Origin of the sequence: Reyranella humidisoli (assembly GCF_019039055.1) — a bacterium.
GTDB classification, from domain to species: Bacteria; Pseudomonadota; Alphaproteobacteria; order Reyranellales; family Reyranellaceae; genus Reyranella; species Reyranella humidisoli.
On sequence record NZ_JAHOPB010000001.1, the window covers coordinates 3,050,389 to 3,074,107 of the forward strand.

The 23,719-nt window shown below is 64.8% G+C and carries 17 protein-coding genes and 4 tRNA genes; 16 read left to right on the plus strand and 5 right to left on the minus strand.

All coding sequences use genetic code 11. The features are described from left to right. Window positions 1–13: 13 nt before the first annotated feature. Window positions 14–1,573 carry a fatty acid--CoA ligase gene (locus KQ910_RS14785; RefSeq protein ID WP_216961657.1) on the minus strand — a complete coding sequence of 520 codons (1,560 nt, stop codon included), beginning with the start codon at window positions 1,571–1,573 and terminating at the stop codon, window positions 14–16. 133 nt (window positions 1,574–1,706) lie between these two features. Here KQ910_RS14785 and KQ910_RS14790 point away from each other — a divergent pair, with 133 nt between their 5' ends. Then, the gene (locus tag KQ910_RS14790) at window positions 1,707–2,678 is read left to right on the plus strand and encodes a UDP-glucuronic acid decarboxylase family protein (protein WP_216961660.1); all 972 of its coding nucleotides are present in this window, start codon (window positions 1,707–1,709) and stop codon (window positions 2,676–2,678) included. A 185-nt stretch (window positions 2,679–2,863) separates the two neighbouring features. Here KQ910_RS14790 and KQ910_RS14795 read toward each other — a convergent pair whose 3' ends face one another. After that, window positions 2,864–3,889, minus strand: a complete 1,026-nt coding sequence (locus KQ910_RS14795) for an NAD-dependent epimerase/dehydratase family protein (RefSeq protein ID WP_216961664.1) — start codon at window positions 3,887–3,889, stop codon at window positions 2,864–2,866. 308 nt (window positions 3,890–4,197) lie between these two features. On the opposite strand from KQ910_RS14795, the gene KQ910_RS14800 reads away from it, so the two are divergent. The 3 genes from KQ910_RS14800 (at window position 4,198) to KQ910_RS14810 (ending at window position 7,843) form a co-directional block, all read left to right on the plus strand. Then, on the plus strand, window positions 4,198–5,952 hold the full coding sequence (locus KQ910_RS14800; RefSeq protein ID WP_216961667.1) for a carbamoyltransferase family protein: 1,755 nt from the start codon (window positions 4,198–4,200) through the stop codon (window positions 5,950–5,952). A 90-nt stretch (window positions 5,953–6,042) separates the two neighbouring features. Further along, window positions 6,043–7,038: a UDP-glucose 4-epimerase GalE gene (galE, locus tag KQ910_RS14805; RefSeq protein WP_369408345.1), complete on the plus strand. Its 996-nt coding sequence runs from the start codon at window positions 6,043–6,045 to the stop codon at window positions 7,036–7,038. 10 nt (window positions 7,039–7,048) lie between these two features. Beyond that, window positions 7,049–7,843: a glycosyltransferase family 2 protein gene (locus KQ910_RS14810; protein WP_216961671.1), complete on the plus strand. Its 795-nt coding sequence runs from the start codon at window positions 7,049–7,051 to the stop codon at window positions 7,841–7,843. Here KQ910_RS14810 and KQ910_RS14815 read toward each other — a convergent pair. The 3 genes from KQ910_RS14815 to rlmB all read right to left on the minus strand — a co-directional run bounded on the left by KQ910_RS14815 (window position 7,816) and on the right by rlmB (window position 9,532). Further along, complete coding sequence (locus tag KQ910_RS14815) at window positions 7,816–8,607, minus strand: YggS family pyridoxal phosphate-dependent enzyme (RefSeq protein WP_216961674.1); 792 nt, start codon at window positions 8,605–8,607, stop codon at window positions 7,816–7,818. The genes KQ910_RS14810 and KQ910_RS14815 overlap by 28 nt on opposite strands. A gap of 58 nt (window positions 8,608–8,665) precedes the next feature. Further along, window positions 8,666–8,740: transfer RNA gene (locus tag KQ910_RS14820), tRNA-Thr, on the minus strand. Between the two features lie 27 nt (window positions 8,741–8,767). Then, window positions 8,768–9,532, minus strand: coding sequence for a 23S rRNA (guanosine(2251)-2'-O)-methyltransferase RlmB (gene rlmB / locus KQ910_RS14825; protein ID WP_216961676.1), 765 nt, complete (start codon window positions 9,530–9,532; stop codon window positions 8,768–8,770). Window positions 9,533–9,749: 217 nt separating this feature from the next. Between rlmB and KQ910_RS14830 the strand changes: the two genes are divergently transcribed. The 12 genes from KQ910_RS14830 to rpoC all read left to right on the plus strand — a co-directional run bounded on the left by KQ910_RS14830 (window position 9,750) and on the right by rpoC (window position 23,288). After that, window positions 9,750–9,836, plus strand: a tRNA-Tyr gene (locus KQ910_RS14830). Window positions 9,837–9,873: 37 nt separating this feature from the next. Further along, window positions 9,874–9,947 (plus strand) — tRNA-Gly (locus tag KQ910_RS14835). Window positions 9,948–10,011: 64 nt separating this feature from the next. Then, the gene (gene tuf / locus KQ910_RS14840) at window positions 10,012–11,202 is read left to right on the plus strand and encodes an elongation factor Tu (RefSeq protein WP_216961679.1); all 1,191 of its coding nucleotides are present in this window, start codon (window positions 10,012–10,014) and stop codon (window positions 11,200–11,202) included. Between the two features lie 47 nt (window positions 11,203–11,249). Continuing rightward, a tRNA-Trp gene (locus tag KQ910_RS14845) sits at window positions 11,250–11,325 on the plus strand. A gap of 20 nt (window positions 11,326–11,345) precedes the next feature. Beyond that, window positions 11,346–11,537, plus strand: coding sequence for a preprotein translocase subunit SecE (secE, locus tag KQ910_RS14850; RefSeq protein ID WP_216961681.1), 192 nt, complete (start codon window positions 11,346–11,348; stop codon window positions 11,535–11,537). 1 nt (window position 11,538) lies between these two features. After that, entirely contained in the window at window positions 11,539–12,075 is a 537-nt protein-coding gene (nusG, locus tag KQ910_RS14855; protein WP_216961682.1) for a transcription termination/antitermination protein NusG, read from the plus strand. 209 nt (window positions 12,076–12,284) lie between these two features. Next, the gene (gene rplK, locus KQ910_RS14860; protein ID WP_216961684.1) at window positions 12,285–12,713 is read left to right on the plus strand and encodes a 50S ribosomal protein L11; all 429 of its coding nucleotides are present in this window, start codon (window positions 12,285–12,287) and stop codon (window positions 12,711–12,713) included. Between the two features lie 4 nt (window positions 12,714–12,717). After that, window positions 12,718–13,413 carry a 50S ribosomal protein L1 gene (rplA, locus tag KQ910_RS14865; RefSeq protein ID WP_216961686.1) on the plus strand — a complete coding sequence of 232 codons (696 nt, stop codon included), beginning with the start codon at window positions 12,718–12,720 and terminating at the stop codon, window positions 13,411–13,413. Between the two features lie 332 nt (window positions 13,414–13,745). After that, complete coding sequence (rplJ, locus tag KQ910_RS14870; protein WP_216961688.1) at window positions 13,746–14,273, plus strand: 50S ribosomal protein L10; 528 nt, start codon at window positions 13,746–13,748, stop codon at window positions 14,271–14,273. Between the two features lie 54 nt (window positions 14,274–14,327). After that, complete coding sequence (rplL, locus tag KQ910_RS14875; RefSeq protein WP_216961691.1) at window positions 14,328–14,699, plus strand: 50S ribosomal protein L7/L12; 372 nt, start codon at window positions 14,328–14,330, stop codon at window positions 14,697–14,699. A 192-nt stretch (window positions 14,700–14,891) separates the two neighbouring features. Further along, window positions 14,892–19,061, plus strand: coding sequence for a DNA-directed RNA polymerase subunit beta (gene rpoB / locus KQ910_RS14880; protein WP_216961692.1), 4,170 nt, complete (start codon window positions 14,892–14,894; stop codon window positions 19,059–19,061). 54 nt (window positions 19,062–19,115) lie between these two features. Further along, window positions 19,116–23,288 (plus strand): DNA-directed RNA polymerase subunit beta', encoded by a 4,173-nt coding sequence (gene rpoC, locus KQ910_RS14885; protein ID WP_216961694.1) that lies wholly within the window; start codon window positions 19,116–19,118, stop codon window positions 23,286–23,288. Window positions 23,289–23,719 lie beyond the last annotated feature (431 nt).

Here is a 23,719-nt window from a genome sequence, read left to right on the forward strand (position 1 = left end):
TCAATGACGCCGATCAGTTGATGTTGCGCTCCAGGCCTTCCCAATAGGGCTTGCGCAGCTCGCGCTTCAGCAGCTTGCCGGTCGGATTGCGCGGCAGGACATCGATGAAATCGACCGACTTTGGCAGCTTGTAGCCGGCGATGCGTTCGCGAGCCCATCCGATAAGGTCGCCGGCCGTGACCTCGGAGCCTGTCTTGCGCACGACGACGGCCTTCACGGCCTCGCCCCAGCGCTCGTCGGGCACGCCGATCACCGCCACGTCGGAAACCGCGGGATGACCGAACAGCGCGCTCTCGACCTCGGCCGGATAGATGTTCTCGCCGCCCGAGACGATCATGTCCTTCACCCGGTCGTAGATGAAGAGATAGCCTTTCTCGTCGAGATAACCTGCGTCGCCGCTCAAGAACCAGTCGACGCGAATCGCACGCTTCGTGGCGTCGGGGAGGCGCCAGTAGCCGCGCATGACCTGCGGCGAGCGGATGGCGATCTCGCCGACCTGGCCGGTGGGCATGTCGGCGCCGGTCTCGTCGACGATGCGCAACTCTACTCCGACCTGCGCATAGCCGCAGGACAGCAGCTTCTTGGGGTCGGACGGGTCGTGATCCTCGGGCGGAAGGAGGGTGATGGCGCCGGTCGTCTCGGTGAGTCCGTAGACCTGCTGGAAGCCGCAGCCGAAGGTCGCCATCGCCTGTTTCAGCAGCTCGGCGGGGATCGGCGCGGCACCGTAGACGATGAGGCGCAGGCTCGACAGGTCCGTCTCGCGGATCTGCGGCGCCTGCACCAGAAACAGGATCATCGCCGGAACCAGCAGCATGACTTCGATGCGGTCCCGTTCGATGATTTCCAGCACGCGCGCCGGCACGAACTCGCGCACCACATGGTTGGTCGCGCCTGCAAAAAGACCGGCGATGGCCCAGCCGGCCCCGCCGATGTGGAACATGGGCAGGCAGACGATGTTCTGCGTACCAGGTTTCATGAGCCAGCTTTCCGTCCATTGCTCGAACATGAAGGCGAAGTTGGCGTTGGTAAGCTCGGCGCCCTTCGGCAGGCCCGTGGTGCCGCTGGTGTAGAACTGGACGGCAGTGTCCTCCAGTCGGGCGGGCACACGAGGGTCGATGTCGGGATGCCGGTCGCGCCACTCGGCGAAGGCTTCCCAGGCGCCGTGACGAGGACCCAGGGTCACGATCCTGCGGACGCTCTTGAGCTGGTCGCGAATCTTCTCGACCACCGGGAAATATTCCTCGCCGACGAACAGGATTTCGGCCTCGGCGTCGTTCACGATCTGCAAGACCTCGGGCGGCGCCAGCCGCCAGTTCACCGAGACCATCACCGCGCCGGCCTTGGCGACGCCGAACAGCAGCTCGAAATAGACGTCGCTGCTCTTGTCGAGATGGGCGACGCGAGCCTGCGGCCTGACGCCTTCGGCGATCAGTCCCGAGGCGATCCGGCTGGAGGCTCGGTCGAGGGCGCCGTAGCTGGTCCGCCGGCCTTCATAGACGATCGCCACCGTGTCCGGGTGCGACGCGCCGTGGGCGCGCACGATGTCGGCCAGGCCCACCATCTCAATACTCATACGACGCTTCCCCCTGCCAAACGCCCGTCCGTCGTTGCAGCCGGGCAGTATCATCCTTCGGCGGTTTTGAAGTGAATTCAAGAGCTTGATCGCCTAGTGTCGGCCGCGAAACACGGCGATTGCACGAGGCACCATGGGCAAGCGGATTCTGGTCACCGGCGGCGCAGGCTTCCTGGGCTCCCACCTGTGCGAGCGCCTGCTCGAGGCCGGCCACGACGTGCTGTGCGTGGACAACTATTTCACCGGCACCAAGGCCAACGTCATGGCCTGCCTCGACAATCCCCGCTTCGAGCTGATGCGTCACGACGTGACCTTCCCGCTCTATGTCGAGGTCGACGAGATCTACAATCTCGCCTGCCCGGCCTCGCCGGTTCACTACCAGCACGACCCGGTGCAGACGACCAAGACCAGCGTGCACGGCGCCATCAACATGCTGGGTCTCGCCAAGCGTGTGCGAGCCAAGATCTTCCAGGCCTCGACCAGCGAGGTCTATGGCGATCCGACCGTGCATCCCCAGGTCGAGAGCTATCGCGGCAACGTCAATCCGCTGGGGCCGCGCGCCTGCTACGACGAGGGCAAGCGCTGCGCCGAGACGCTGTTTTTCGACTATCACCGCCAGCACAATCTGCGCATCAAGGTGGCGCGCATCTTCAACACCTACGGCCCGCGCATGCACCCGAACGACGGGCGCGTGGTGTCGAACTTCATCGTGCAGGCGCTGAAGGGCGAGGACATCACGATCTATGGCGACGGCATGCAGACCCGCGCCTTCTGCTATGTCGACGACCTGCTCGACGGCTGGCTGCGCCTGATGGACCACACGCCCGACGACTTCACCGGCCCGGTCAACATCGGCAACCCGGTCGAGATGCCGATCCGTCATCTGGCAGAGAAGATCCTCGACAAGGTCGGCGGCAAGGGCAAGCTGGTGTTCGCGCCGCTGCCGGTCGACGATCCGATGCAGCGCTGTCCCGACATCACTCTGGCGCGGGAGAAGCTGAAGTGGGAGCCGAAGGTCGCTCTCGATCAGGGCCTGACGAAGACGATCGCCTTCTTCGACGAGCTCCTGAAGAGCAACCGCGACGTGAGCCGCGTCGGTCGCTAACCGCCGCTTCCCCATTCAGATGAGGAAGTGCCCTCGTCTTACGAGGGCGATGGGGTCATGACCCCTCCGTCGCATGAAATGCGGCACCTCCCCATTTGAATGGGGAGGCAACTGATCGAAGCCCAAATGCGAAGCGCCGCGAAGTTTCCCTCGCGGCGCTTGAAGATACTTGCAGGACGCGTGCCTTACTGGGCGGCGAGGGCCTGTTTCGGCAACGCGTTGACGACCGAGACCTTGCCCGAGGTCATCTCGTCGTAGATCCACTTGTAGGTCTTCTCCATGCCGTCCTCGAGACGGATGGACGGGGCCCAGTTCATCAGCTTCTTGATCAGCGTGTTGTCGCTGTTGCGACCGCGCACGCCCTTCGGAGCGTCGAGCTTGTAGCTGCGCTTCAGCTTGATGCCGGCGATCTTCTCGACCATGTCGACCAGCGTGTTGATGCTGACCAGCTCGTCGCTGCCGATGTTCAGCGGCTCGATGATGTCGCTGTCGGCGAGCTTGATCGTGCCCTGCGTGCAGTCGTCGATATACATGAACGAGCGGGTCTGCTCGCCGTCGCCCCAGATCTCGATCTCGTGCTTGCCCGACAGCTTGGCGGCGATGACCTTGCGGCACATCGCGGCCGGGGCCTTCTCGCGGCCGCCGTCATAGGTGCCTTCCGGCCCGTAGACGTTGTGGTAGCGCGCCACGCGGGTCGCGATGCCGAAATCCTCGCGAAAGTGGCGGGCCATGCGCTCGCTGAACAGCTTCTCCCAGCCGTAGCCGTCTTCCGGCAGCGCGGGGTAGGCGTCTTCTTCCTTCAGCGCCGTGACGTTGGCGTCGGTCTGCTTGTCGCCGTTGTAGACGCAGGCCGATGAAGAATAGAAGAAGCGCGGCACGCCGGCTTCCTTGGCGGCGACCAGCATATGGGTGCTGGTAAGCACCGACAGCATGCACTCGGCCTTGTGGGTCTCGATGAAGCCCATGCCGCCCATGTCGGCGGCGAGGTTGTAGATCATCGCGGCGTCCTTGGCGGCCTTGCGGCAGGGCTCGAGCAGGGCGAGGTCGCCCACCTGATTCTCGACGCCCGGAGTCTTCTGGTACCACTCGTCGAGCGGCTTCACATCGACCGCACGGATCTTGGTGTGGCCCCGCTGCTGCAGGACCTTGACCAGATGGCCGCCGATGAAGCCACCGGCGCCGGTGACGACGACGAGATCACTCTTGGACATGAACGAAAGCCTTTCGAATCGAAGCGAGGGGTTTTATCCGACTTATCAACGACTTGGCGAGTCTGGCGCCGCGCCTCGGTCGAGCACGCGATCGGGGGCCCGGAAGGGAAACGGGCCGCGCGAGGAAGTCCGTTTGATCGGAAGTACCCGCCTCGTCAAGCCGCCGCCGTGCCGCATGCCTTGTGCATGATCTTGCGGTAGAGAGGCGTCGCTGAATCTCCAGGGCCGGTGAAAAAGATGGTCCCACCCGAAAATTGATCTATACCAACAACATAGGCGTAATTTTTCGCGATGCCCGACCTTTTTGCATGACCTATATCCTCGGCCTCAACGCCTATCATGCCGACGCGGCTGCCTGCCTGGTAAAGGACGGCGAACTGGTCGCGGCGGTTGAAGAAGAGCGGTTTCGCCGGATCAAGCACTGGGGCGGTTTCCCCAGCGAATCGATCCGCTACTGCCTCCGCGAGGCCGGCATAGCGCTGGCCGAGGTCGATCATGTGGCGATCAACAGTGACAACGCCGCCAACCGCTGGCGCAAGCTCGCCTATGCGCTGACCTCGGGTGTCAGCCTGAACTATGTTTTGAGCCGGCTGCGCAATCGCGGCGAACGGGCCGACGTCGCCGGCAACCTGAAGCAGCACCTGCCGGAGCAGGAGTTCCGCGGGACGGCCCACACGGTCGAGCACCATCTCTGCCATCTGGCCTCGGCCTTCCTGGTCTCGCCCTACGACAAGGCCGTCGCGGTCTCGGTCGACGGGTTCGGCGACTTTTCCTCGGCGGCCTGGGGGCTGGGCGAGGGTGGCAATCTCGCGGTCGACGGCCGGGTCTACTTCCCGCACTCGCTGGGCGTCTTCTACGAGGCGATGACCCAGTTCATCGGCTTCCCGCACTATGGCGACGAGTACAAGGTCATGGGCCTCGCGCCCTACGGCCAGCCGACCTATGTCGACCAGATGAAGGAAATCGTCCGTCTCAAGAATGACGGTACCTTCGCCCTCGACCTGCGCTACTTCCGCCACGCGTCCGGCGAGGGCGCGAATTACCAGGTGACGGACGGCATTCCCTCGGGTGGCCGCCTGTGGAGCGACGAACTCGTGAAGCTCCTGGGGCCTGCACGCGATCCGGCGGCGCCCCTCGAGGACAAGCACCGCGACATCGCACGCTCGGCCCAGGTTACCTACGAGAACGCCTTTTTCCACCTGCTGAATACGCTGCATGCGCGTTACCGAGCCGATGCTGTCGTCCTGGCGGGCGGCTGTGCCTACAATTCGGTGGCCAACGGCAAGGTGCTGGAGCGCACGCCGTTCAAGAAGCTCTACGTCCAGTCGGCCGGCGGCGACGCCGGCGGCGCCATCGGCGCGGCCTTCGCCACCTGGCACAAGACGGAGGGCGCAACAGCGAAGCGCCACTTCGTGATGGACCATTCCTACTGGGGTCCGTCGGCGACGCCGGACGAGATCGCGGCCGCCATCGACCAGCGCCGCGCCGACTTCGAGGCGGCAGGGTGCCGCATCGAGCGCATCGCCGACGAGGCGACGCTGTGCCGGCATACGGCGCAGGCGATCTCCGAGGGCAAGGTGATCGGCTGGTTCCAGGGCCGTATGGAATGGGGGCCGCGCGCGCTCGGCAACCGCTCCATCCTGGGCGATCCTCGCCGCGCCGACATGAAGGACATCCTCAACCTCAAGATCAAGCGGCGGGAATCCTTCCGGCCGTTCGCGCCCTCGATCCTGCGCGAGGCCGTCCCCGAGTGGTTCGAGACCGACGACGACGTGCCGTTCATGATGCAGGTCTTCCGCATCCGCGAGGAAAAGCGGGCCGAAATCCCGGCCGTCACCCATGTCGACGGCACCGGCCGCCTGCAGACCGTCACCTGGTCGGGCAACCCGCGCTATGCGCGCCTGATCTCGGCGTTCCGCGACCTCACCGGCGTGCCGATCGTGCTCAATACCAGCTTCAACGAAAACGAACCGGTGGTCTGCAAGCCGGAGGAGGCGATCGACTGCTTCCTGCGCACCAGGATGGACGTCCTCGTGCTTGGCGACACGCTCATCCAGCGCTGATCGGCTGGCGCAGCAGGACCGGTTCCGGCAATTGAGCTATCCTGCCTGCAAGGCATTCGCCAGCAAGGCATTCGAGTGGGGGACGGCATAGTGCGTGTTTTGGTGGCGGGGGGCGCGGGCTATATCGGCTCGCATACGTGCAAGGCGCTTGCGCGCGCCGGCCACCTGCCGATCGTCTACGACAATCTCCACACCGGCCATCCCTGGGCGGTGAAATGGGGGCCGCTGTTCCAGGGCGACATCAACGACCCCGTGGCACTGGGTGCGGCGATCCGTGAGCACCGGCCCGATGCGGTCATCAATTTCGCCGCGCTGGCCTATGTCGGAGAGTCGATGGCCGAGCCGACGCGCTATTACCGGGCCAACGTCGCGGGCATGATCACGCTCGTCGAGGTGATGCGGGCCCACGGCATCGGCTCGATCGTCTTCTCGAGCAGTTGCGCCACCTATGGCATCCCGGAGCGCCTGCCGGTCGTCGAGGGCATGTGCCAGCGGCCGATAAATCCCTACGGTCGGACCAAACTGATGGGTGAGGAGATCCTGCGCGATGCCTGTGCCGCCCACGGGCTGGGCGCCATTTCGCTTCGCTACTTCAACGCGGGCGGCGCCGATCCGGAGGGCGAACTGGGCGAGGAGCACGATCCCGAGACGCATCTCATCCCGTTGGTGTTGCAGGCGGCGCACGGAACGCGGGCGAGCATTTCCGTATTCGGTACCGACTACGACACGCACGATGGCACCTGCGTGCGAGACTACGTGCATGTGACCGACCTCGCGGCGGCTCACGTATCGGCGCTCATGCGATGCAAGCCGGGCACGTACCAGGCCTACAATCTCGGTGCCGGCTATGGCGCCAGCATCGGCGAGATCATCGCGCGAGCCCGTGTCGTCACGGGCCGAAATATCCGAACCGTCGAGGCCCCCCGGCGTCCTGGTGATCCGCCCGTCCTGGTGGCCGACGTATCGGCGGCACGGAAAGCACTCGACTGGTCGCCGGCCCATTCGTCCATCGACGACATCATCCGCAGCGCCTGGACCTGGATGACGGAAAGCCGGTCGGGCGCGATGCAGGCCAAGGCCCGCTGAGCGACGCCCCATGGACCGCGATCTCGTCACGCCGCTGCTGATCACCTTCAACGAGATCGCGAACATCGAGCGGACGCTGGCGAAGCTCGATTGGGCCCGGCGCATCGTCGTGATCGACAGCGGCAGTACTGACGGTACGCTCGACGTGCTGGCGAAGGATCCGCGCATCGAGGTGATCCATCGGCCGTTCGACAGCTTCGCGGAGCAGTGCAATTTTGGCCTCGCGCAAATCCGCACGGACTGGGTCCTGTCGCTCGACGCGGATTATGAGTTGAGCGATGGCTTCGTCCCGGAACTGGAGAGCCTGCAGCCGGCAGCCGAGGATGTCGGCTACAGGGCAGCCTTCGTCTACCGCATCCATGGCCATGCGCTCCGTGGCACGCTCTACCCGCCGCGCGCCGTGCTCTACCGCGTCGCGGGTGCGCGCTACGAGAACGAGGGGCACGGGCATCGTATCCGCCTGCAGGGGAGGGTCTCGAACCTCAGGAGTGCGATCTATCACGACGACCGCAAGCCGCTGTCGCGCTGGCTGGGTTCGCAGCTCAAATACGCCGCGCGCGAGGCCGTCCACCTTCTCGAGACGCCGCGCGAGCGGCTGGGGCGCGTCGACAGGATACGCCTGATGGGATGGCCCGCGCCGATCCTGGTGCTGGGCTACGTGTTGTTCGCCAAAGGTGCCGTGCTCGACGGCAAGGCGGGCTGGTTCTACGCCTTCCAGCGGCTGCTGGCGGAGGTGTTGCTGGCGCTGGAACTGCTGGACCGGCGTCTGTCGGCCGCTCAGGGTTTCAGCAGGCCCGGCCAGTAGTGACCGTCCGGCGTCGGCCGCTTGCCGAAGATCGCCTGGCCGACGCGCACGACGTTCGATCCTTCCTCGATCGCTTCCTCGAAGTCGCCCGACATGCCCATCGACAGTTCGGTCAGGCAAGGGTTGAGCTTGATCGCCTCGTCGCGCAGGCGGCGTAGCAAGTCGAAACAGGGCCGCACCTTCTCCATGTCGGCATTGAGCAGGGCCAGGGTCATCAGGCCCCGCGGCTTCAGGCGCGAGTATCGTCCGAGTGTCTCGATGAAGGACGGCAGGTCGTCGGGATGCAGGCCGTACTTGGTGTCTTCGTCCGACGTATTGACCTGGATGTAAACGTCGAGGACGCGGTCCTCGATCTCCAGCCGCTTGTCGAGGAGTTCGGCCAGCTTCGCGCTGTCGAGCGCGTGGAACTCGCGGGCGAAGCGCGCCAGATACTTTGCCTTGTTGCTCTGCAGATGGCCGACGATGCACCAATCGATGGGGAGGTCCTGCAACGCGTCGCGCTTGCCCATCGCCTCCTGGATCTTGTTCTCGCCGAACGGATGGACGCCGGCGGCATGGGCGAGGCGCAATATGTGCGCTGGCACGGTCTTGGTGATGGGCAGCAGCCGCACCGACGACCTGTCGCGCCCGGCCCGCGCGCAGGCGGCGGCGATACGCGCCTCCACGGCGGCCAGATTGACCCGGAAGGCGGCCTGCGGATCGGGACCGAAGCGTTCGGTATCTTCGGGAGAGAGCGTCAGGAGCGGGTCAATGTGGGAGGTCATGCAGCACGGCCCTGTCGCTGGAAGTGCGGGAGAAGGCCGGCGCGCCACCGCCCGGGAATGGTGCCGGGTGAGGGGATCGAACCCCCGACCTTCGGTTTACAAAACCGCTGCACTACCGCTGTGCTAACCCGGCGCCGGACCTTGCGGCGGGACGTTTACCTCAAACCGCCGGCCGTTGTCGCGCCCACTCGTAAGCCGCGACGGCGGCGGCATTGGAGACGTTGAGGGCGGACAGGGCGTTGCTGGTGGGAATTGTCACCAGCCGGTCGCATTTCTCCGCGGTCAGCCGCCGCAGCCCTTCGCCTTCCGCGCCGAGCACGATGCAGGTGCGGCCCTTGAGGTCGAGGTCGCCGATCTTCGTGTCACCGCTCTCGGCCAGCCCGTAAGTCCAGAAGTCGGCTTCCTTGAGCTGGTCCAGGGTGCGGGCAAGGTTGACGGCGCGCACCAGCGGCACGACTTCGAGGGCCCCGGAGGCGGACTTGGCCAGGGTGCCGGTATCGGAAGGGGTGTGGCGGTCTGTCACGATCACCCCGGCGGCGCCGAAGGCCGCGGCGGAGCGCAGGATGGCGCCGACATTGTGCGGGTCGCTGACCTGGTCGAGCGCCAGGACCAGGGCATTGTCGCCGCAGCGGCCCAGTATGTCTTCGATACCGGGCTCTTCCAAGGGTGCCACGAGGGCGGCGATGCCCTGGTGGACGGAGCCGTTGGGCAGCCGCTGGTTGAGATCCTCGCGCGACGTGATGGTCATGTCCGTCTTGCCGATCTCCGCGGCATGGTTATCGGCCATTTCCTTCGTGGCGAAGACGCGCTCGATGCGGCGGTCGGGATTGGCGAGGGCCGCGAGCACGGCGTGACGGCCGAAAATCCAGATGGATTGGTTACCGGTGCGGGACTGGCGGTGGGGGCGGTTGGGGCGAGGGCGCATGGCGAGCCTTGTATGGCGCTGAGCCCCTGTGGGCAATGCTGCGGCCGCGCTGCTACCCCGGCGGTGGGGTGCGGCACAGCCGGCAGCCGGACTGCGCGGGTTTTGCGGGTGCCGGGACCTTCTGTTCCATTGGCTTTTAAGGAAGTGCTTGCAGCCGACCGGGCGGCACTGTATCTCCGCGCCCCTACAGGCTTTTTCGTTCTATGCCCGTTGGGACGGAGGGGTGGCCGAGCGGTCAATGGCAGCAGACTGTAAATCTGCCGACTTCGCGTCTACGAAGGTTCGAATCCTTCCCCCTCCACCATCGGACCATTGCGCGGGATTGGCTGTAATCGGGCGTTGCGGGTGTAGCTCAATGGTAGAGCAGAAGCCTTCCAAGCTTACGACGAGGGTTCGATTCCCTTCACCCGCTCCAGGATTGGCCTCGTCGGCCAGTTAGTTCGGTCTGTGTCTGAAAGAATCACGAGGGTCGTGACACCATGTCGAAGGCGAAGTTTGAGCGGAACAAGCCGCACTGCAACATCGGTACGATCGGTCACGTTGACCATGGCAAGACGTCGCTGACGGCGGCGATCACGAAGATCCTCGCGAAGACGGGCGGCGCGACGTTCACGGCCTACGACCAGATCGACAAGGCTCCGGAAGAGCGCGAGCGCGGCATCACGATTTCGACGGCGCACGTCGAGTACGAGACGGCGAACCGCCACTACGCGCACGTGGACTGCCCGGGCCACGCCGACTACGTGAAGAACATGATCACGGGCGCGGCGCAGATGGACGGCGCGATCCTGGTGGTTTCGGCGGCTGACGGCCCGATGCCGCAGACGCGCGAGCACATCCTGCTGGCGCGCCAGGTCGGTGTTCCGGCGCTGGTGGTGTTCATGAACAAGTGCGACATGGTCGACGATCCGGAGCTTCTGGACCTGGTCGAGCTTGAGGTTCGCGAGCTTCTGAAGAGCTACCAGTTCCCGGGCGACGACCTTCCGGTGGTGCGGGGCTCGGCGCTGATGGCGCTGGAAGACAAGAACCCGGAGCTGGGCGAGCAAGCTGTCCTGAAGCTGATGGAAGAGGTCGACAAGTACATTCCGCAGCCTGCGCGCGACAAGGACAAGCCGTTCCTGATGCCGATCGAGGACGTTTTCTCGATCTCGGGCCGCGGCACGGTGGTTACAGGTCGCGTCGAGCGCGGCATCGTGAAGGTGGGCGAGGAAGTCGAGATCGTGGGCCTGAAGGCCACGACGAAGACGACGGTGACGGGCGTCGAGATGTTCCGCAAGCTGCTGGATTCGGGCGAGGCGGGCGACAATATCGGCGCGCTGCTGCGCGGCGTCGGTCGCGAGGACGTGGAGCGCGGTCAGGTCCTGGCGAAGCCGGGCTCGATCACGCCGCACACGAACTTCGAGGCCGAGGCGTACATCCTGACGAAGGAAGAGGGCGGCCGTCACACGCCGTTCTTCACGAACTACCGTCCGCAGTTCTACTTCCGGACGACGGACGTTACGGGCGTGGTGACGCTGCCGGAAGGCACGGAGATGGTGATGCCGGGCGACAACGCCCGCCTGGTGGTGGAGCTGATCCAGCCGATCGCCATGGACGAGGGCCTGCGCTTCGCCATCCGCGAGGGCGGACGCACCGTCGGCGCCGGCGTCGTCACCAAAGTCGTAAAGTAGTGCTATAGAGGATCGCCGCCGGCACCAAACGGCGGTGATTTGACTGCAGGAGTGTAGCTCAGTTGGTAGAGCATCGGTCTCCAAAACCGAGGGTCGTGGGTTCGAGTCCCTCCGCTCCTGCCATTATTTGAAGAACGGCGATCATGACAAAGAATCCGCTCGAGTTCGTCCGTGAAGTCAGGGCCGAGGTGGCGAGAGTCACCTGGCCGACTCGGCGTGAAACCATGATCACCACCAGCATGGTGTTCATCTTCGTCGTCATCGCGGCGCTGTTTTTCCTCGTGGCCGACAAGGTCATTGGCTTCGTCGTGAAGCTTCTGCTCGGAGTTTCCTGACATGGCTCATCGCTGGTACGTCGTTCACGCCTACTCGGGCTTCGAGAACAAGGTTGCCCAGTCGATCCGCGAGCAGGCCGGCAAGAAGGGCCTCGACGACGAGATCACCGAGGTCATCGTGCCGACCGAAGAGGTTGTCGAGATTCGCCGCGGGGCCAAGGTCAACACCGAGCGCAAGTTCTTCCCGGGCTATGTGCTCGTGAAGATGGATCTCACCGACGACTCCTGGCACCTGGTCAAGAACACGGCCAAGGTCACGGGCTTCCTGGGCGGTGGCGGACGCGGCAAGCCGGTGCCGATCTCTGATGCCGAGGCCAACCGCATCCTGAAGCAGGTCCAGGAGGGCGTGGAACGGCCCAAGCCGGCCGTCAGCTTCGAGATCGGCGAGCAGGTGAAGGTGGCCGACGGCCCGTTTGCCTCTTTCAACGGCACCGTCGAGGATGTGGACGAGGAACGGGCACGTCTGAAGGTCGCCGTGTCGATCTTCGGTCGGTCGACCCCTGTCGAACTCGACTACGCGCAGGTGGAAAAGATCTGATCCGTTCCCCTGCCGGGGGACAAATAGAGGGTTGTGGCGGGCGATCTTATTTGGTAGATCGCGCGCCCTCGGAAGGGCTGGCCATGCGCCGGCCTTTTCTCATGAGGCTGGTTTTCTCAAAAAATCCTTTTGGATCAATGAGTTGACCGGAATATTGGTGCGGGAGGCCTGCCATGGCCGGACCGCGCCGCCCACAGAAAGGGGCATGCATGGCTAAAAAGATCCAAGCCTACGTCAAGCTGCAAGTGCCGGCCGGGAAGGCCAATCCGTCTCCGCCGATCGGGCCTGCGCTCGGTCAGCAGGGCGTCAACATCATGGAATTCTGCAAGCAGTTCAACGCTCGCACGCAGAAGATGGAACCGGGCATGCCGATCCCGGTGGTCATCACCGTGTTCCAGGACCGCAGCTTTTCGTTCGTCACCAAGACGCCGCCGGTGAGCTACTTCCTGAAGAAGGCGGCCGGCGTCGAGGCCGGCGCCAAGACGGTCGGTACGCAGATCGTCGGCAAGGTCACGAAGCAGCAGGTCAAGGAGATCGCCGAGCAGAAGATGCCCGATCTCAACTGCGATACCGTCGAGTCGGCGATGGCCCAGGTGGTGGGCTCGGCCCGCTCGATGGGCCTCCAGGTGGTGGAGTAGGACCATGGCCCAGGGCAAGCGTTACAAGACGGCGTCCGCTACGGTCGACCGCGATAAGATGTACCCGCTCGACGAGGCGGTTAAGATCGTCAAGGCCAACGCCAAGGCGAAGTTCGACGAGACCATCGAGGTCGCGATGAACCTCGGTATCGATCCGCGTCACGCCGACCAGGCGGTGCGCGGCATGATCGAACTGCCGAACGGCACCGGAAAGTCGGTGCGCGTGGCGGTGTTCGCTCGCGGCCCCAAGGCGGACGAGGCCAAGGCGGCCGGTGCCGACCTGGTGGGCGCCGAGGACCTGGCCGAGAAGATCAACGGCGGCGAGATGGCTTTCGAGCGCTGCATCGCCACGCCGGACATGATGGGCATCGTCGGCCGTCTCGGTAAGGTGCTGGGCCCCCGCGGCCTGATGCCGAACCCGAAGCTCGGCACAGTGACGCAGGACGTCGCTGCCGCGGTAAAGGCCGCAAAGGCCGGCTCGATCGAGTTCCGCGCCGAGAAGGCTGGCATCATTCATGCTGGCGTCGGCAAAGCCTCGTTCAGCGAGGAGGCGATCACCGCCAACGTCAAGGCGCTGGTCTCGGCCATCAACCGGGCCAAGCCGTCGGGCGCCAAGGGCACCTTCATCAAGAAGGTTTCGCTCAGCTCGACGATGGGTCCGGGCATCAAGCTCGACCCGGCCACCGCGCTGACGAGCTGAGGCGCGGGCTAAAGTTTTAGAGTTTCCGTCGCAGGCCGCGAGGCCCGCGACGGAGGGAGCGAAGGAACCGCAAGGTTTTGAGCTCCACCTGTCCGAGACCGCCGGTACTTGGCCTCCAGGGGCCTCGTGTAATGGGGAAACCCGCCAGCGCAGACGGGGGCAAGGGAATCGACGCTGCACCGTTTGGTGCGCGCACGCGCCCGAACTTCCGGGGCAGGCGAACCGGACCGCAAGGTCTCCGTTCGCGCTAACCCGCTAACGGAGGCTGCGCAGTCTGTAACGCAGCCGGTCCGATCCGGATTCCCCGGGTTGGACCTAAGTTGGAGAAAGCCGTGAATCGTTCGGAAAAGGCCGAAGCGATCGTCGAGCTGAACCAGATCTTCAAGGACGCCAACCTGATGGTGATCACTCGCCAGTCCGGTCTGACCGTCCAGGAAGTGACGGACCTGCGTCGCAAGATCAGGGCAGCCGGCGCTAGCTACAAGGTCACGAAGAATCGGCTCACGCTGCGTGCCCTCGAGGGCACGCCCTTCACGGCGCTCGGTCCCATGTTCACGGGTCCGACTGCCATCGCCTATTCCAAGGATCCGGTCGCAGCGGCGAAAGTCGTCGCGGCCTATGCCAAGGACAACGAAAAGCTGACCATCGTCGGCGGTTCTCTGGATGGTGAGACATTGGACGTCGCTGGCGTCCAGGCCCTCGCCACCCTGCCGTCCCTCGATGCTCTGCGCGGGAAGATCATCGGCCTCCTGCAGGCTCCGGCGACCAAGGTCGCCGGCGTGCTCGTGGCACCGGCTGGTCAGCTCGCTCGTGTGTTCGGGGCTTATGGAGCCACGGAAGACGGCGCGAAGGCGGCGTAAGTCGCTACCAAATCGACGTCACGAAATCGAAGTTCGGGTTACTAGGAGACTAAAATGGCTAATCTCGAAAAGCTGGTCGAAGAGTTGTCGGCCCTGACGGTCCTCGAGGCCGCTCAGCTCAGCAAGCTGCTGGAAGAGAAGTGGGGCGTCAGCGCCGCCGCTCCGGTCGCCGTCGCCGCCGCTGGTGGCGCTGCTGCCGCTCCGGTTGAGGTGAAGGACGAGTTCAGCGTCGTTCTCGCCGCCGCCGGCGACAAGAAGATCAACGTGATCAAGGTGGTCCGCGAGATCACCGGCCTGGGCCTCAAGGAAGCCAAGGATCTGGTCGAGGCTGCGCCGAAGCCGATCAAGGAAGGCGTGCCGAAGGCCGATGCCGAGAAGCTCAAGGCCAAGCTCGAGGCCGAAGGCGCCAAGGTCGAACTCAAGTAAGAACGTTTACCGGCCGGGCCGGCTTCCTTCGGGAGGCCGGCCCGTTCGGGCCTCTTTTCCGAACGGATTTCCCTGCGGGGTCCGTTCCGACAAGTGGCCCTCTGCAACGGATGGGGCGAACGGCTGGCGGGCCGGGAGCTCCGAGAAAGCAGCGGGTGTTTATCACCGCCCTTGAACCTTCGAGGACGCAGGATGGCCACGGCCTTCAACACGCGCAAACGGATTCGTCGTTTCTTCGGCCACATCGAATCGGTGGCCCCGATGCCGAACCTCATCGAGGTCCAGAAAAGCTCCTACGAGAGCTTTCTCCAGCGCGTCACGCCGGCGGCCAAGCGCACGCAGTCGGGCCTCCAGGAGGTCTTCCGTGGCGTGTTCCCGATCAAGGACTTCGCCGAGCGCGCCAGTCTCGAGTTCGTCAAGTACGAGTTCGAGGAACCCAAGTACGACGTCGAGGAGTGCCAGCAGCGCGGCATCACCTACGCTGCCCCGCTCAAGGTGACCCTGCAGCTCGTGGTGTGGGACATCGACGAGGAAGCCGGCTCGCGCTCGATCCGCGATATCAAGGAGCAGGACGTCTACATGGGCGACATGCCGCTCATGACCGACAACGGCACCTTCATCGTGAACGGCACCGAGCGCGTGATCGTCTCGCAGATGCACCGCTCGCCGGGCGTCTTCTTCGACCATGACAAGGGCAAGACCCACAGCTCGGGCAAGTACCTGTTCGCCGCCCGCATCATCCCGTACCGCGGCTCGTGGCTCGACTTCGAGTTCGACGCCAAGGACCTGATCCACGTCCGCATCGACCGTCGCCGCAAGATCCCGGTGACGACGCTGCTGCTGGCGCTCGACAACGACGCCACCTGGAAGAAGCGCACGACGGCTATCGCCAAGAACCAGACCCTCGATCCCGCCGAGGCCCAGGGCCTGTCGCCCGAGGAAATCCTGGCGGCGTTCTACGGCCAGGTCGTCTACAAGCGCGACAAGGACGGCTGGAACACGCCGTTCGAGGCCGACTCGATGCGCGGCGTGAAGCTGACGCACGACCTGGTGAACGGCAAGACCGGCAAGTCGGCCGCCGAGGCCGGCACCAAGATGACGCCGCGCCTGCTCAACAAGCTCAAGGAAGCGGGCCTCAAGGAAATCCGCGTCTCGCAGGAAGAGCTGATCGGCCGCTATGCCGCGCTCGACGTCATCAACGAGAAGACGGGCGAGATCTACGTCGAAGCCGGCCAGGAGATCACCGAGGCGGTCCTCGAGCTCTTCAACGAGAACGACATCGACCTGCTGCCGACGCTCGCCATCGACCACGTCAATGTCGGCCCGTACATTCGCAACACGCTGGCCGCCGACAAGAACACGAACCGCGAAGAAGCGCTGCTCGATATCTATCGCGTCATGCGCCCGGGCGAGCCGCCGACGCTTGAGCAGGCCGAGACCCTGTTCCAGGGCCTGCTGTTCGACATCGACCGCTACGATCTGTCCCCGGTCGGCCGCGTGAAGATGAACATGCGCCTTGAGTTCGAGGGCGTTCCCGACACGCAGCGCACGCTGCGTCGCGAGGACATCCTGGCGGTGGTTCGCGTGCTGCACGGCCTGAAGGACGGCCGCGGCGAGATCGACGACATCGACCATCTCGGCAATCGCCGCGTTCGCTCGGTCGGCGAGCTGATGGAGAACCAGTACCGCGTCGGCCTGCTGCGCATGGAGCGCGCGATCCGCGAGCGCATGAGCTCGATCGACATCGACACGGTGATGCCGCACGACCTGATCAACGCCAAGCCGGCGGCGGCGGCGGTGCGCGAGTTCTTCGGCTCCTCGCAGCTCTCGCAGTTCATGGACCAGACCAACCCGCTGTCGGAAGTCACCCACAAGCGCCGTCTCTCGGCGCTTGGACCGGGCGGCCTGACCCGCGAGCGCGCCGGCTTCGAGGTGCGCGACGTGCATCCGACGCATTACGGCCGCATCTGCCCGATCGAGACGCCGGAAGGCCCGAACATCGGTCTGATCAACTCGCTGGCGACCTACGCGCGCGTCAACCAGTACGGCTTCATCGAGAGCCCGTACCGCAAGGTCACGGCCGGCCGCGTCAGCGACGAGGTCGTCTACCTTTCGGCGATGGAGGAGGGCCGCTACACGGTCGCCCAGGCCAACGCCGAGATCGACGCCAAGGGCAAGTTCGTCTCCGAGCTGGTGCAGTGCCGCAAGGGTGGTGAGTACATCCTCGGCCGTCCCGAGACGATCGACTTCGTCGACGTCTCGCCCAAGCAGATCGTGTCGGTCGCCGCGGCGCTCATCCCGTTCCTCGAGAACGACGACGCCAACCGTGCGCTGATGGGCTCGAACATGCAGCGCCAGGCAGTGCCGCTCATCCAGGCCGAATCGCCGCTGGTCGGCACCGGCATGGAAGAGGTGGTGGCCCGCGACTCGGGCGTCGCAATCTCGGCCCGCCGCACCGGCATCGTCGACCAGGTCGACGCCATGCGTATCGTCGTGCGCGCCACCGACGACGTCGGCCCGAACCGGCCGGCGGTCGACATCTACAACCTGCTGAAGTTCCAGCGTTCCAACCAGAGCACCTGCATCACTCAGAAGCCGCTCGTTCGCGTCGGCGACACTGTGAAGAAGGGTGACATCGTGGCCGACGGTCCGTCGACGCAGAACGGCGAGCTCGCGCTCGGCCGCAACGTGCTCGTCGCCTTCATGCCGTGGAATGGCTACAACTTCGAGGACTCGATCCTGCTCTCCGAGCGCATCGTGCGCGATGACGTCTTCACCTCGATCCACATCGAGGAGTTCGAGGTCATGGCCCGCGACACCAAGCTCGGGCAGGAGGAAATCAGCCGCGACATCCCGAACGTCGGCGAGGAAGCGCTCAAGAATCTCGACGAGGCCGGCATCGTCTACATCGGCGCCGAGGTGAAGGCGGGCGACATCCTGGTCGGCAAGGTGACGCCGAAGGGCGAGAGCCCGATGACGCCGGAAGAGAAGCTGCTGCGCGCCATCTTCGGCGAGAAGGCGGCCGACGTGCGCGACACCTCGCTGAAGGTGCCGCCGGGCGTCGAGGGCACTGTCGTCGAGGTCCGTGTGTTCAACCGCCGTGGCGTCGACAAGGACGAGCGCGCTCTGGCGATCGAGCGTGACGAGATCGAGCGTCTCGCCAAGGACCGCGACGACGAAAAGGCCATCCTCGAGCGCAGCTTCTACAGCCAGCTCCAGGAAATGCTGATGAACCAGGTGGTCGCCGGCGGGCTGAAGGGCCTGAAGCCGGGGACGAAGATCATCGACACGGTGCTGGGCGAGTACACGCCGGGCCAGTGGCGCCAGATCGCCGTCAAGGCGGACAAGAAGCAGGCTGAAATCGAGGCGGTGAACAAGCAGTTCGACGAATCGATGAAGCGCCTGCAGGACCGGTTCGACAGCAAGGTCGACAAGCTGCAGCGCGGCGACGAGCTGCCGCCGGGCGTGATGAAGATGGTCAAGGTCTTCGTGGCGACCAAGCGCAAGCTGCAGCCGGGCGACAAGATGGCCGGCCGCCACGGCAACAAGGGCGTCATCTCGCGCATCATGCCGCTGGAAGACATGCCGTACCTCGAGGAGGGCGGCCCGGTCGACATCGTGCTGAATCCGCTCGGCGTGCCGTCGCGCATGAACGTCGGTCAGATCCTCGAAACCCATCTCGGCTGGGCCGCGTCGGGTCTCGGCAAGAAGATCGGCAAGATGATCGAGGATGCCCGGGAGATCTCGGTCGCGCAGATCAAGAAGCAGCTGCGCGAGATCTACGGCGAGAAGTCGTTCAAGAGGGACATTGCGGACCTGAGCGACGAGCAGACGATCGATCTCGCCCGCAACCTCAGCAAGGGCGTTCCCTTCGCGTCGCCGGTATTCGATGGCGCGCACGAGCCGGACATCGTCGAGATGCTCAAGATGGCCGACCTCGACTCGTCGGGGCAGGTCACCCTGGTCGATGGTCGCACCGGCGAGCCGTTCGATCGCAAGGTGACGGTCGGCTACATCTACATGCTGAAACTGCACCATCTCGTGGACGACAAGATCCACGCCCGTTCGATCGGACCGTACAGCCTCGTCACCCAGCAGCCGCTGGGCGGCAAGGCGCAGTTCGGCGGACAGCGCTTCGGTGAAATGGAAGTGTGGGCGCTCGAGGCCTACGGCGCGGCCTACACGCTGCAGGAGATCCTCACCGTCAAGTCGGACGACGTGGCCGGTCGCACCAAGGTCTACGAGGCCATCGTGCGCGGCGACGATACGTTCGAGGCGGGCATCCCGGAATCCTTCAACGTGCTGGTCAAGGAGCTGCGCTCCCTCGGCCTCAACGTCGAATTGAACCAGTCGGCCACCTGAGCGTGACCGACCTTCCGACTTCGCGAATTACGTCCACAGAACAGTAGGACAACGATGACCGACCTTATCAACGTACTGGGCCAGCCGCAGGGCACGCCGACCTTCGACGAGATCCGCATCTCGATCGCCAGCCCCGAGCGCATCCGCACGTGGAGCCACGGCGAGATCAAGAAGCCGGAGACCATCAACTACCGCACCTTCAAGCCGGAGCGGGACGGCCTGTTCTGCGCCCGCATCTTCGGGCCGATCAAGGACTACGAGTGCCTGTGCGGCAAGTACAAGCGCATGAAGTTCCGCGGCATCACCTGCGAGAAGTGCGGCGTCGAAGTGACCCTCACCAAGGTGCGCCGCGAGCGTATGGGCCATATCGAGCTGGCCTCCCCGGTCGCCCACATCTGGTTCCTGAAGTCGCTGCCGAGCCGCATCGGCCTGCTGCTCGACATGACGCTGCGCGACCTCGAGCGCATCCTCTATTTCGAGAACTACGTCGTCAGCAATCCCGGCCTGACGCCGCTCAAGTACCGCGAGCTGCTGAACGAGGAGCAGTACCTCAACGCGCTCGACGAGTACGGTGACGGCTCGTTCGAGGCCGAGATCGGCGCCGAGGCGATCCGCGGCATGCTGCAGGCGATCGATCTCAACGAGGAGCGCCCGCGCCTGCGTGAGGAGTTGCGCGAGACGACGTCGGAGGCCAAGCGCAAGAAGCTGGTGAAGCGACTGAAGCTCTGCGAGAACTTCATCGAATCCGGCGCACGCCCGGAATGGATGATCCTCGAGCTGGTGCCGGTGATCCCGCCGGAGCTGCGCCCGCTGGTGCCGCTCGACGGCGGCCGCTTCGCCACGTCCGATCTCAACGACCTCTATCGCCGCGTCATCAACCGCAACAACCGCCTGAAGCGGCTGATGGAGCTGCGCGCGCCCGACATCATCGTGCGCAACGAGAAGCGCATGCTGCAGGAGTCGGTCGACGCCCTGTTCGACAACGGCCGCCGCGGCCGCGTCATTACCGGCGCCAACAAGCGTCCGCTGAAGTCGCTGTCCGACATGCTGAAGGGCAAGCAGGGCCGCTTCCGCCAGAACCTGCTCGGCAAGCGCGTCGATTACTCGGGCCGTTCGGTCATCGTGGTCGGCCCGGAACTCAAGCTGCACCAGTGCGGCCTGCCGAAGAAGATGGCGCTCGAGCTGTTCAAGCCGTTCATCTACTCGCGCCTCCAGAACTACGGCATGGCCAACACGATCAAGGCCGCCAAGCGCATGGTCGAGAAGGAGCGCCCGGAGGTCTGGGACATCCTCGAGGAAGTCATCCGCGAGCATCCCGTCCTGCTGAACCGTGCGCCGACGCTGCATCGCCTGGGCATCCAGGCGTTCGAGCCGGTGCTGATCGAGGGCAAGGCGATCCAGCTTCATCCGCTGGTCTGCACGGCCTTCAATGCCGACTTCGACGGCGACCAGATGGCAGTGCACGTGCCGCTGTCGCTGGAAGCCCAGCTCGAAGCGCGCGTGCTGATGATGTCGACCAACAACATCCTGTCGCCGGCGTCGGGCAAGCCGATCATCGTGCCGTCGCAGGACATCGTTCTCGGCATCTACTACATCACGCTCGAGCGCGAGGGTGAGCCGGGCGAGGGCTCGACGTTCTCCGACATGGGCGCCCTCGAACACGCCCTGCACAGTCGCGCGCTTTCGATGCATGCCCGCATCAAGATGCGTCTGGAGACCTATGACGACAAGGGCGTGCTCGCCCGCCGCGTCGTGGAGACGACTCCGGGCCGCGTCCTGCTCGCGCAGATACTGCCCAAGCACGAGAACCTGCCGTTCTCGCTGATCAATCGCCTGCTGACCAAGAAGGACCTGCAGAACGTCATCGACTCCGTCTACCGCCACTGCGGTCAGAAGGAGACGGTGATCTTCGCCGACCGCCTGATGGGACTCGGCTTCTATCACGCCTGCCGTGCCGGCATCTCGTTCGGCAAGGACGATCTCGTCATCCCCGCCGCCAAGGTGAAGCTGGTCGCCCAGACCACCAAGGAAGTGAAGGAATACGAGCAGCAGTACCAGGACGGCCTGATCACCTCGGGTGAGAAGTACAACAAGGTCGTCGACGCCTGGTCGCGCTGCTCCGATCGGGTGGCCGAGGAAATGATGAAGGGCATCTCGACGCCGCAGCCGGGCCGCCCGGTCAATGCGGTGTGGATGATGGCCCATTCCGGCGCGCGTGGCTCGGCCACGCAGATGAAGCAGCTCGCGGGCATGCGCGGCCTGATGACCAAGCCCTCGGGCGAGATCATCGAGACGCCCATCCTGTCGAACTTCAAGGAAGGCCTGTCGGTTCTGGAGTACTTCAACTCCACCCACGGCGCCCGCAAGGGACTGGCCGACACCGCGCTCAAGACGGCGAATTCGGGTTACCTGACCCGCCGTCTGGTCGACGTGGCGCAGGACTGCATCATCATCGAGGAGGATTGCGGCACGGAACGCGGCCTCACGATGCGCGCGGTCGTCGACGGCGGCGACGTGATCGAGCCGCTGTCGGAGCGGGTCCTCGGCCGCACCTCGCTGGACGACATCATCGACCCGCTCACCGGCGTGGTGATCAGCAAGGCCGGCGAACTCATCGACGAGGTCAAGGTCGAGCAGATCGACAAGGCCGGCATCGAGGAGCTTCGTATCCGCTCGGTGCTGACCTGCGACACCAAGATCGGTGTCTGCGGCAAGTGTTACGGCCGCGACCTGGCCCGCGGTACGCCGGTCAACATCGGCGAGGCGGTGGGCGTCATCGCCGCGCAGTCGATCGGCGAGCCGGGCACCCAGCTCACGATGCGTACCTTCCACATCGGCGGCGCCGCGCAGCGTGGTGCGGAGCAGTCGAACATCGAAGCCAGCCATGACGGCACCATCCAGGTGCGCAACCGCAACGTCGTGGTAAACAGCGCGGGCGTGCCGGTCGTGATGGGCCGTAACACCGAGCTGGTGCTGGTCGACGGTACCCAGCGCGAGCGTGCCAAGCATCGCGTGCCCTACGGCGCGCGCCTGCTGGTCGACAGCGACACTCCCGTCTCGAAGGGCCAGAAGCTCGCCGAGTGGGATCCGTACACCCTGCCGATCATCACCGAGAAGGCGGGCAAGGCGATCTACGTCGATCTCGTCGAGGGCGTGTCGATGCGCGAGGTTATCGACGACTCGACCGGCATCTCCAACCGCGTCGTGGTCGACTGGAAGGGCCAGCCGCGCGGCGGAGACCTGCGTCCGCGCATCGCTATCCACGATGCCGACGGCAACCCGATCATGCTGGCCAACGGCCAGGAGGCCCGGTACCTGCTGTCGCTCGACTCGGTGCTCTCGGTCGAGAACGGCCAGGACGTTCACGCCGGTGACATCCTGGCGCGTATCCCGCGCGAGGGTGGCAAGAACCGCGACATCACGGGCGGTCTGCCGCGCGTGGCGGAGCTGTTCGAGGCGCGCAAGCCCAAGGATTTCGCGATCATCTGCGATATCTCGGGCCGCATCGAATTCGGCAAGGATTACAAGAACAAGCGCCGCATCCTCATCGTGCCGGAAGGCGAGGGCGCGGAGCCTGTCGAGTATCTGATCCCGAAGGGCAAGCGCATTGCCGTCCAGGAAGGCGACTTCGTGGAGCGGGGCGACCTGCTGATCGATGGAAACCCGGTGCCGCACGATATCCTGCGCGTTCTGGGCATCGAGAAGCTGGCGGAATACCTCGTGAACGAGATCCAGGAGGTCTACCGGCTGCAGGGCGTGAAGATCAACGACAAGCACATCGAGACGATCGCTCGCCAGATGCTGCAGAAGGTCGAGATCACCGACGCCGGCGACACGACGTTCCTGATCGGCGAACAGGTCGACAAGGCCGAGTTCGAGGTCGAGAACGCCAAGATCGTCGCGGAGAAGCTGCGGCCGGCCAAGGCCGACCCGGTCCTCCTCGGCATCACCAAGGCGTCGCTGCAGACCAAGTCGTTCATCTCGGCGGCCTCCTTCCAGGAGACAACCCGCGTCCTGACCGAGGCGGCCGTCAGCGGCCGCGTAGACACCCTTCAGGGCCTGAAGGAGAACGTCATCGTCGGCCGTCTGATCCCGGCGGGTACCGGCGGGGTCGTGAACCGCCTCAAGGCCATTGCCGCCCAGCGCGACCGGGCGATCCTGGCCGCCGGCATCGACGGCGAGGACCTGCCGGTCCCGACGCTCGAGGAAGAACACGCGGCCGATTGATATCGGTCCACGAGACTGAAAAATGGGAAGGCCGCGCTCGCAAGAGGGCGGCCTTCTTCAATTGTGGCCGCGGCGTGAAAAAGCCACCAGATATAGTTGTTAGATTCTTGCGCCCTTCGCTTCATGCGAGTCAGGAACGAGTCGGATTCAAACGACTCAGAAATAACCAACGATATCAATGCGAAAAGCGATGGAGCGCGCTTGACGCTTGGGAACAGCGGCCATATAAGCGCGCCACCTCGTCGAGGGGCTGGTGGTTGGCGTGAGCCAAAACGCAGCCTGACGCCGAGGACCGCTACAAGTCAGGCCACCAGGCCACAAAGCTATTCATCCGCGCGGGGCAGTGCGTTAGTCGCTATGCCCGCGCATATGCTTTGTGCCGACGCGTCGATGTTGGGCGGACCCGAGACGGCGTTAAGGAAACCGGAAAT

Bases quoted from the DNA above. Each gene is read 5' to 3' on its own strand.
- rpoC (WP_216961694.1), top strand. From the start codon at position 19,116: ATGACCGACCTTATCAACGTACTGGGCCAGCCGCAGGGCACGCCGACC.
- KQ910_RS14790 (WP_216961660.1), top strand. From the start codon at position 1,707: ATGGGCAAGCGGATTCTGGTCACCGGCGGCGCAGGCTTCCTGGGCTCC.
- rlmB (WP_216961676.1), bottom strand. From the start codon at position 9,532: ATGCGCCCTCGCCCCAACCGCCCCCACCGCCAGTCCCGCACCGGTAAC.
- secE (WP_216961681.1), top strand. From the start codon at position 11,346: ATGACAAAGAATCCGCTCGAGTTCGTCCGTGAAGTCAGGGCCGAGGTG.
- KQ910_RS14785 (WP_216961657.1), bottom strand. From the start codon at position 1,573: ATGAGTATTGAGATGGTGGGCCTGGCCGACATCGTGCGCGCCCACGGC.
- tuf (WP_216961679.1), top strand. From the start codon at position 10,012: ATGTCGAAGGCGAAGTTTGAGCGGAACAAGCCGCACTGCAACATCGGT.
- rplA (WP_216961686.1), top strand. From the start codon at position 12,718: ATGGCCCAGGGCAAGCGTTACAAGACGGCGTCCGCTACGGTCGACCGC.
- KQ910_RS14815 (WP_216961674.1), bottom strand. From the start codon at position 8,607: ATGACCTCCCACATTGACCCGCTCCTGACGCTCTCTCCCGAAGATACC.
- nusG (WP_216961682.1), top strand. From the start codon at position 11,539: ATGGCTCATCGCTGGTACGTCGTTCACGCCTACTCGGGCTTCGAGAAC.
- rpoB (WP_216961692.1), top strand. From the start codon at position 14,892: ATGGCCACGGCCTTCAACACGCGCAAACGGATTCGTCGTTTCTTCGGC.
- rplK (WP_216961684.1), top strand. From the start codon at position 12,285: ATGGCTAAAAAGATCCAAGCCTACGTCAAGCTGCAAGTGCCGGCCGGG.
- KQ910_RS14795 (WP_216961664.1), bottom strand. From the start codon at position 3,889: ATGTCCAAGAGTGATCTCGTCGTCGTCACCGGCGCCGGTGGCTTCATC.
- KQ910_RS14810 (WP_216961671.1), top strand. From the start codon at position 7,049: ATGGACCGCGATCTCGTCACGCCGCTGCTGATCACCTTCAACGAGATC.
- rplL (WP_216961691.1), top strand. From the start codon at position 14,328: ATGGCTAATCTCGAAAAGCTGGTCGAAGAGTTGTCGGCCCTGACGGTC.
- KQ910_RS14800 (WP_216961667.1), top strand. From the start codon at position 4,198: ATGACCTATATCCTCGGCCTCAACGCCTATCATGCCGACGCGGCTGCC.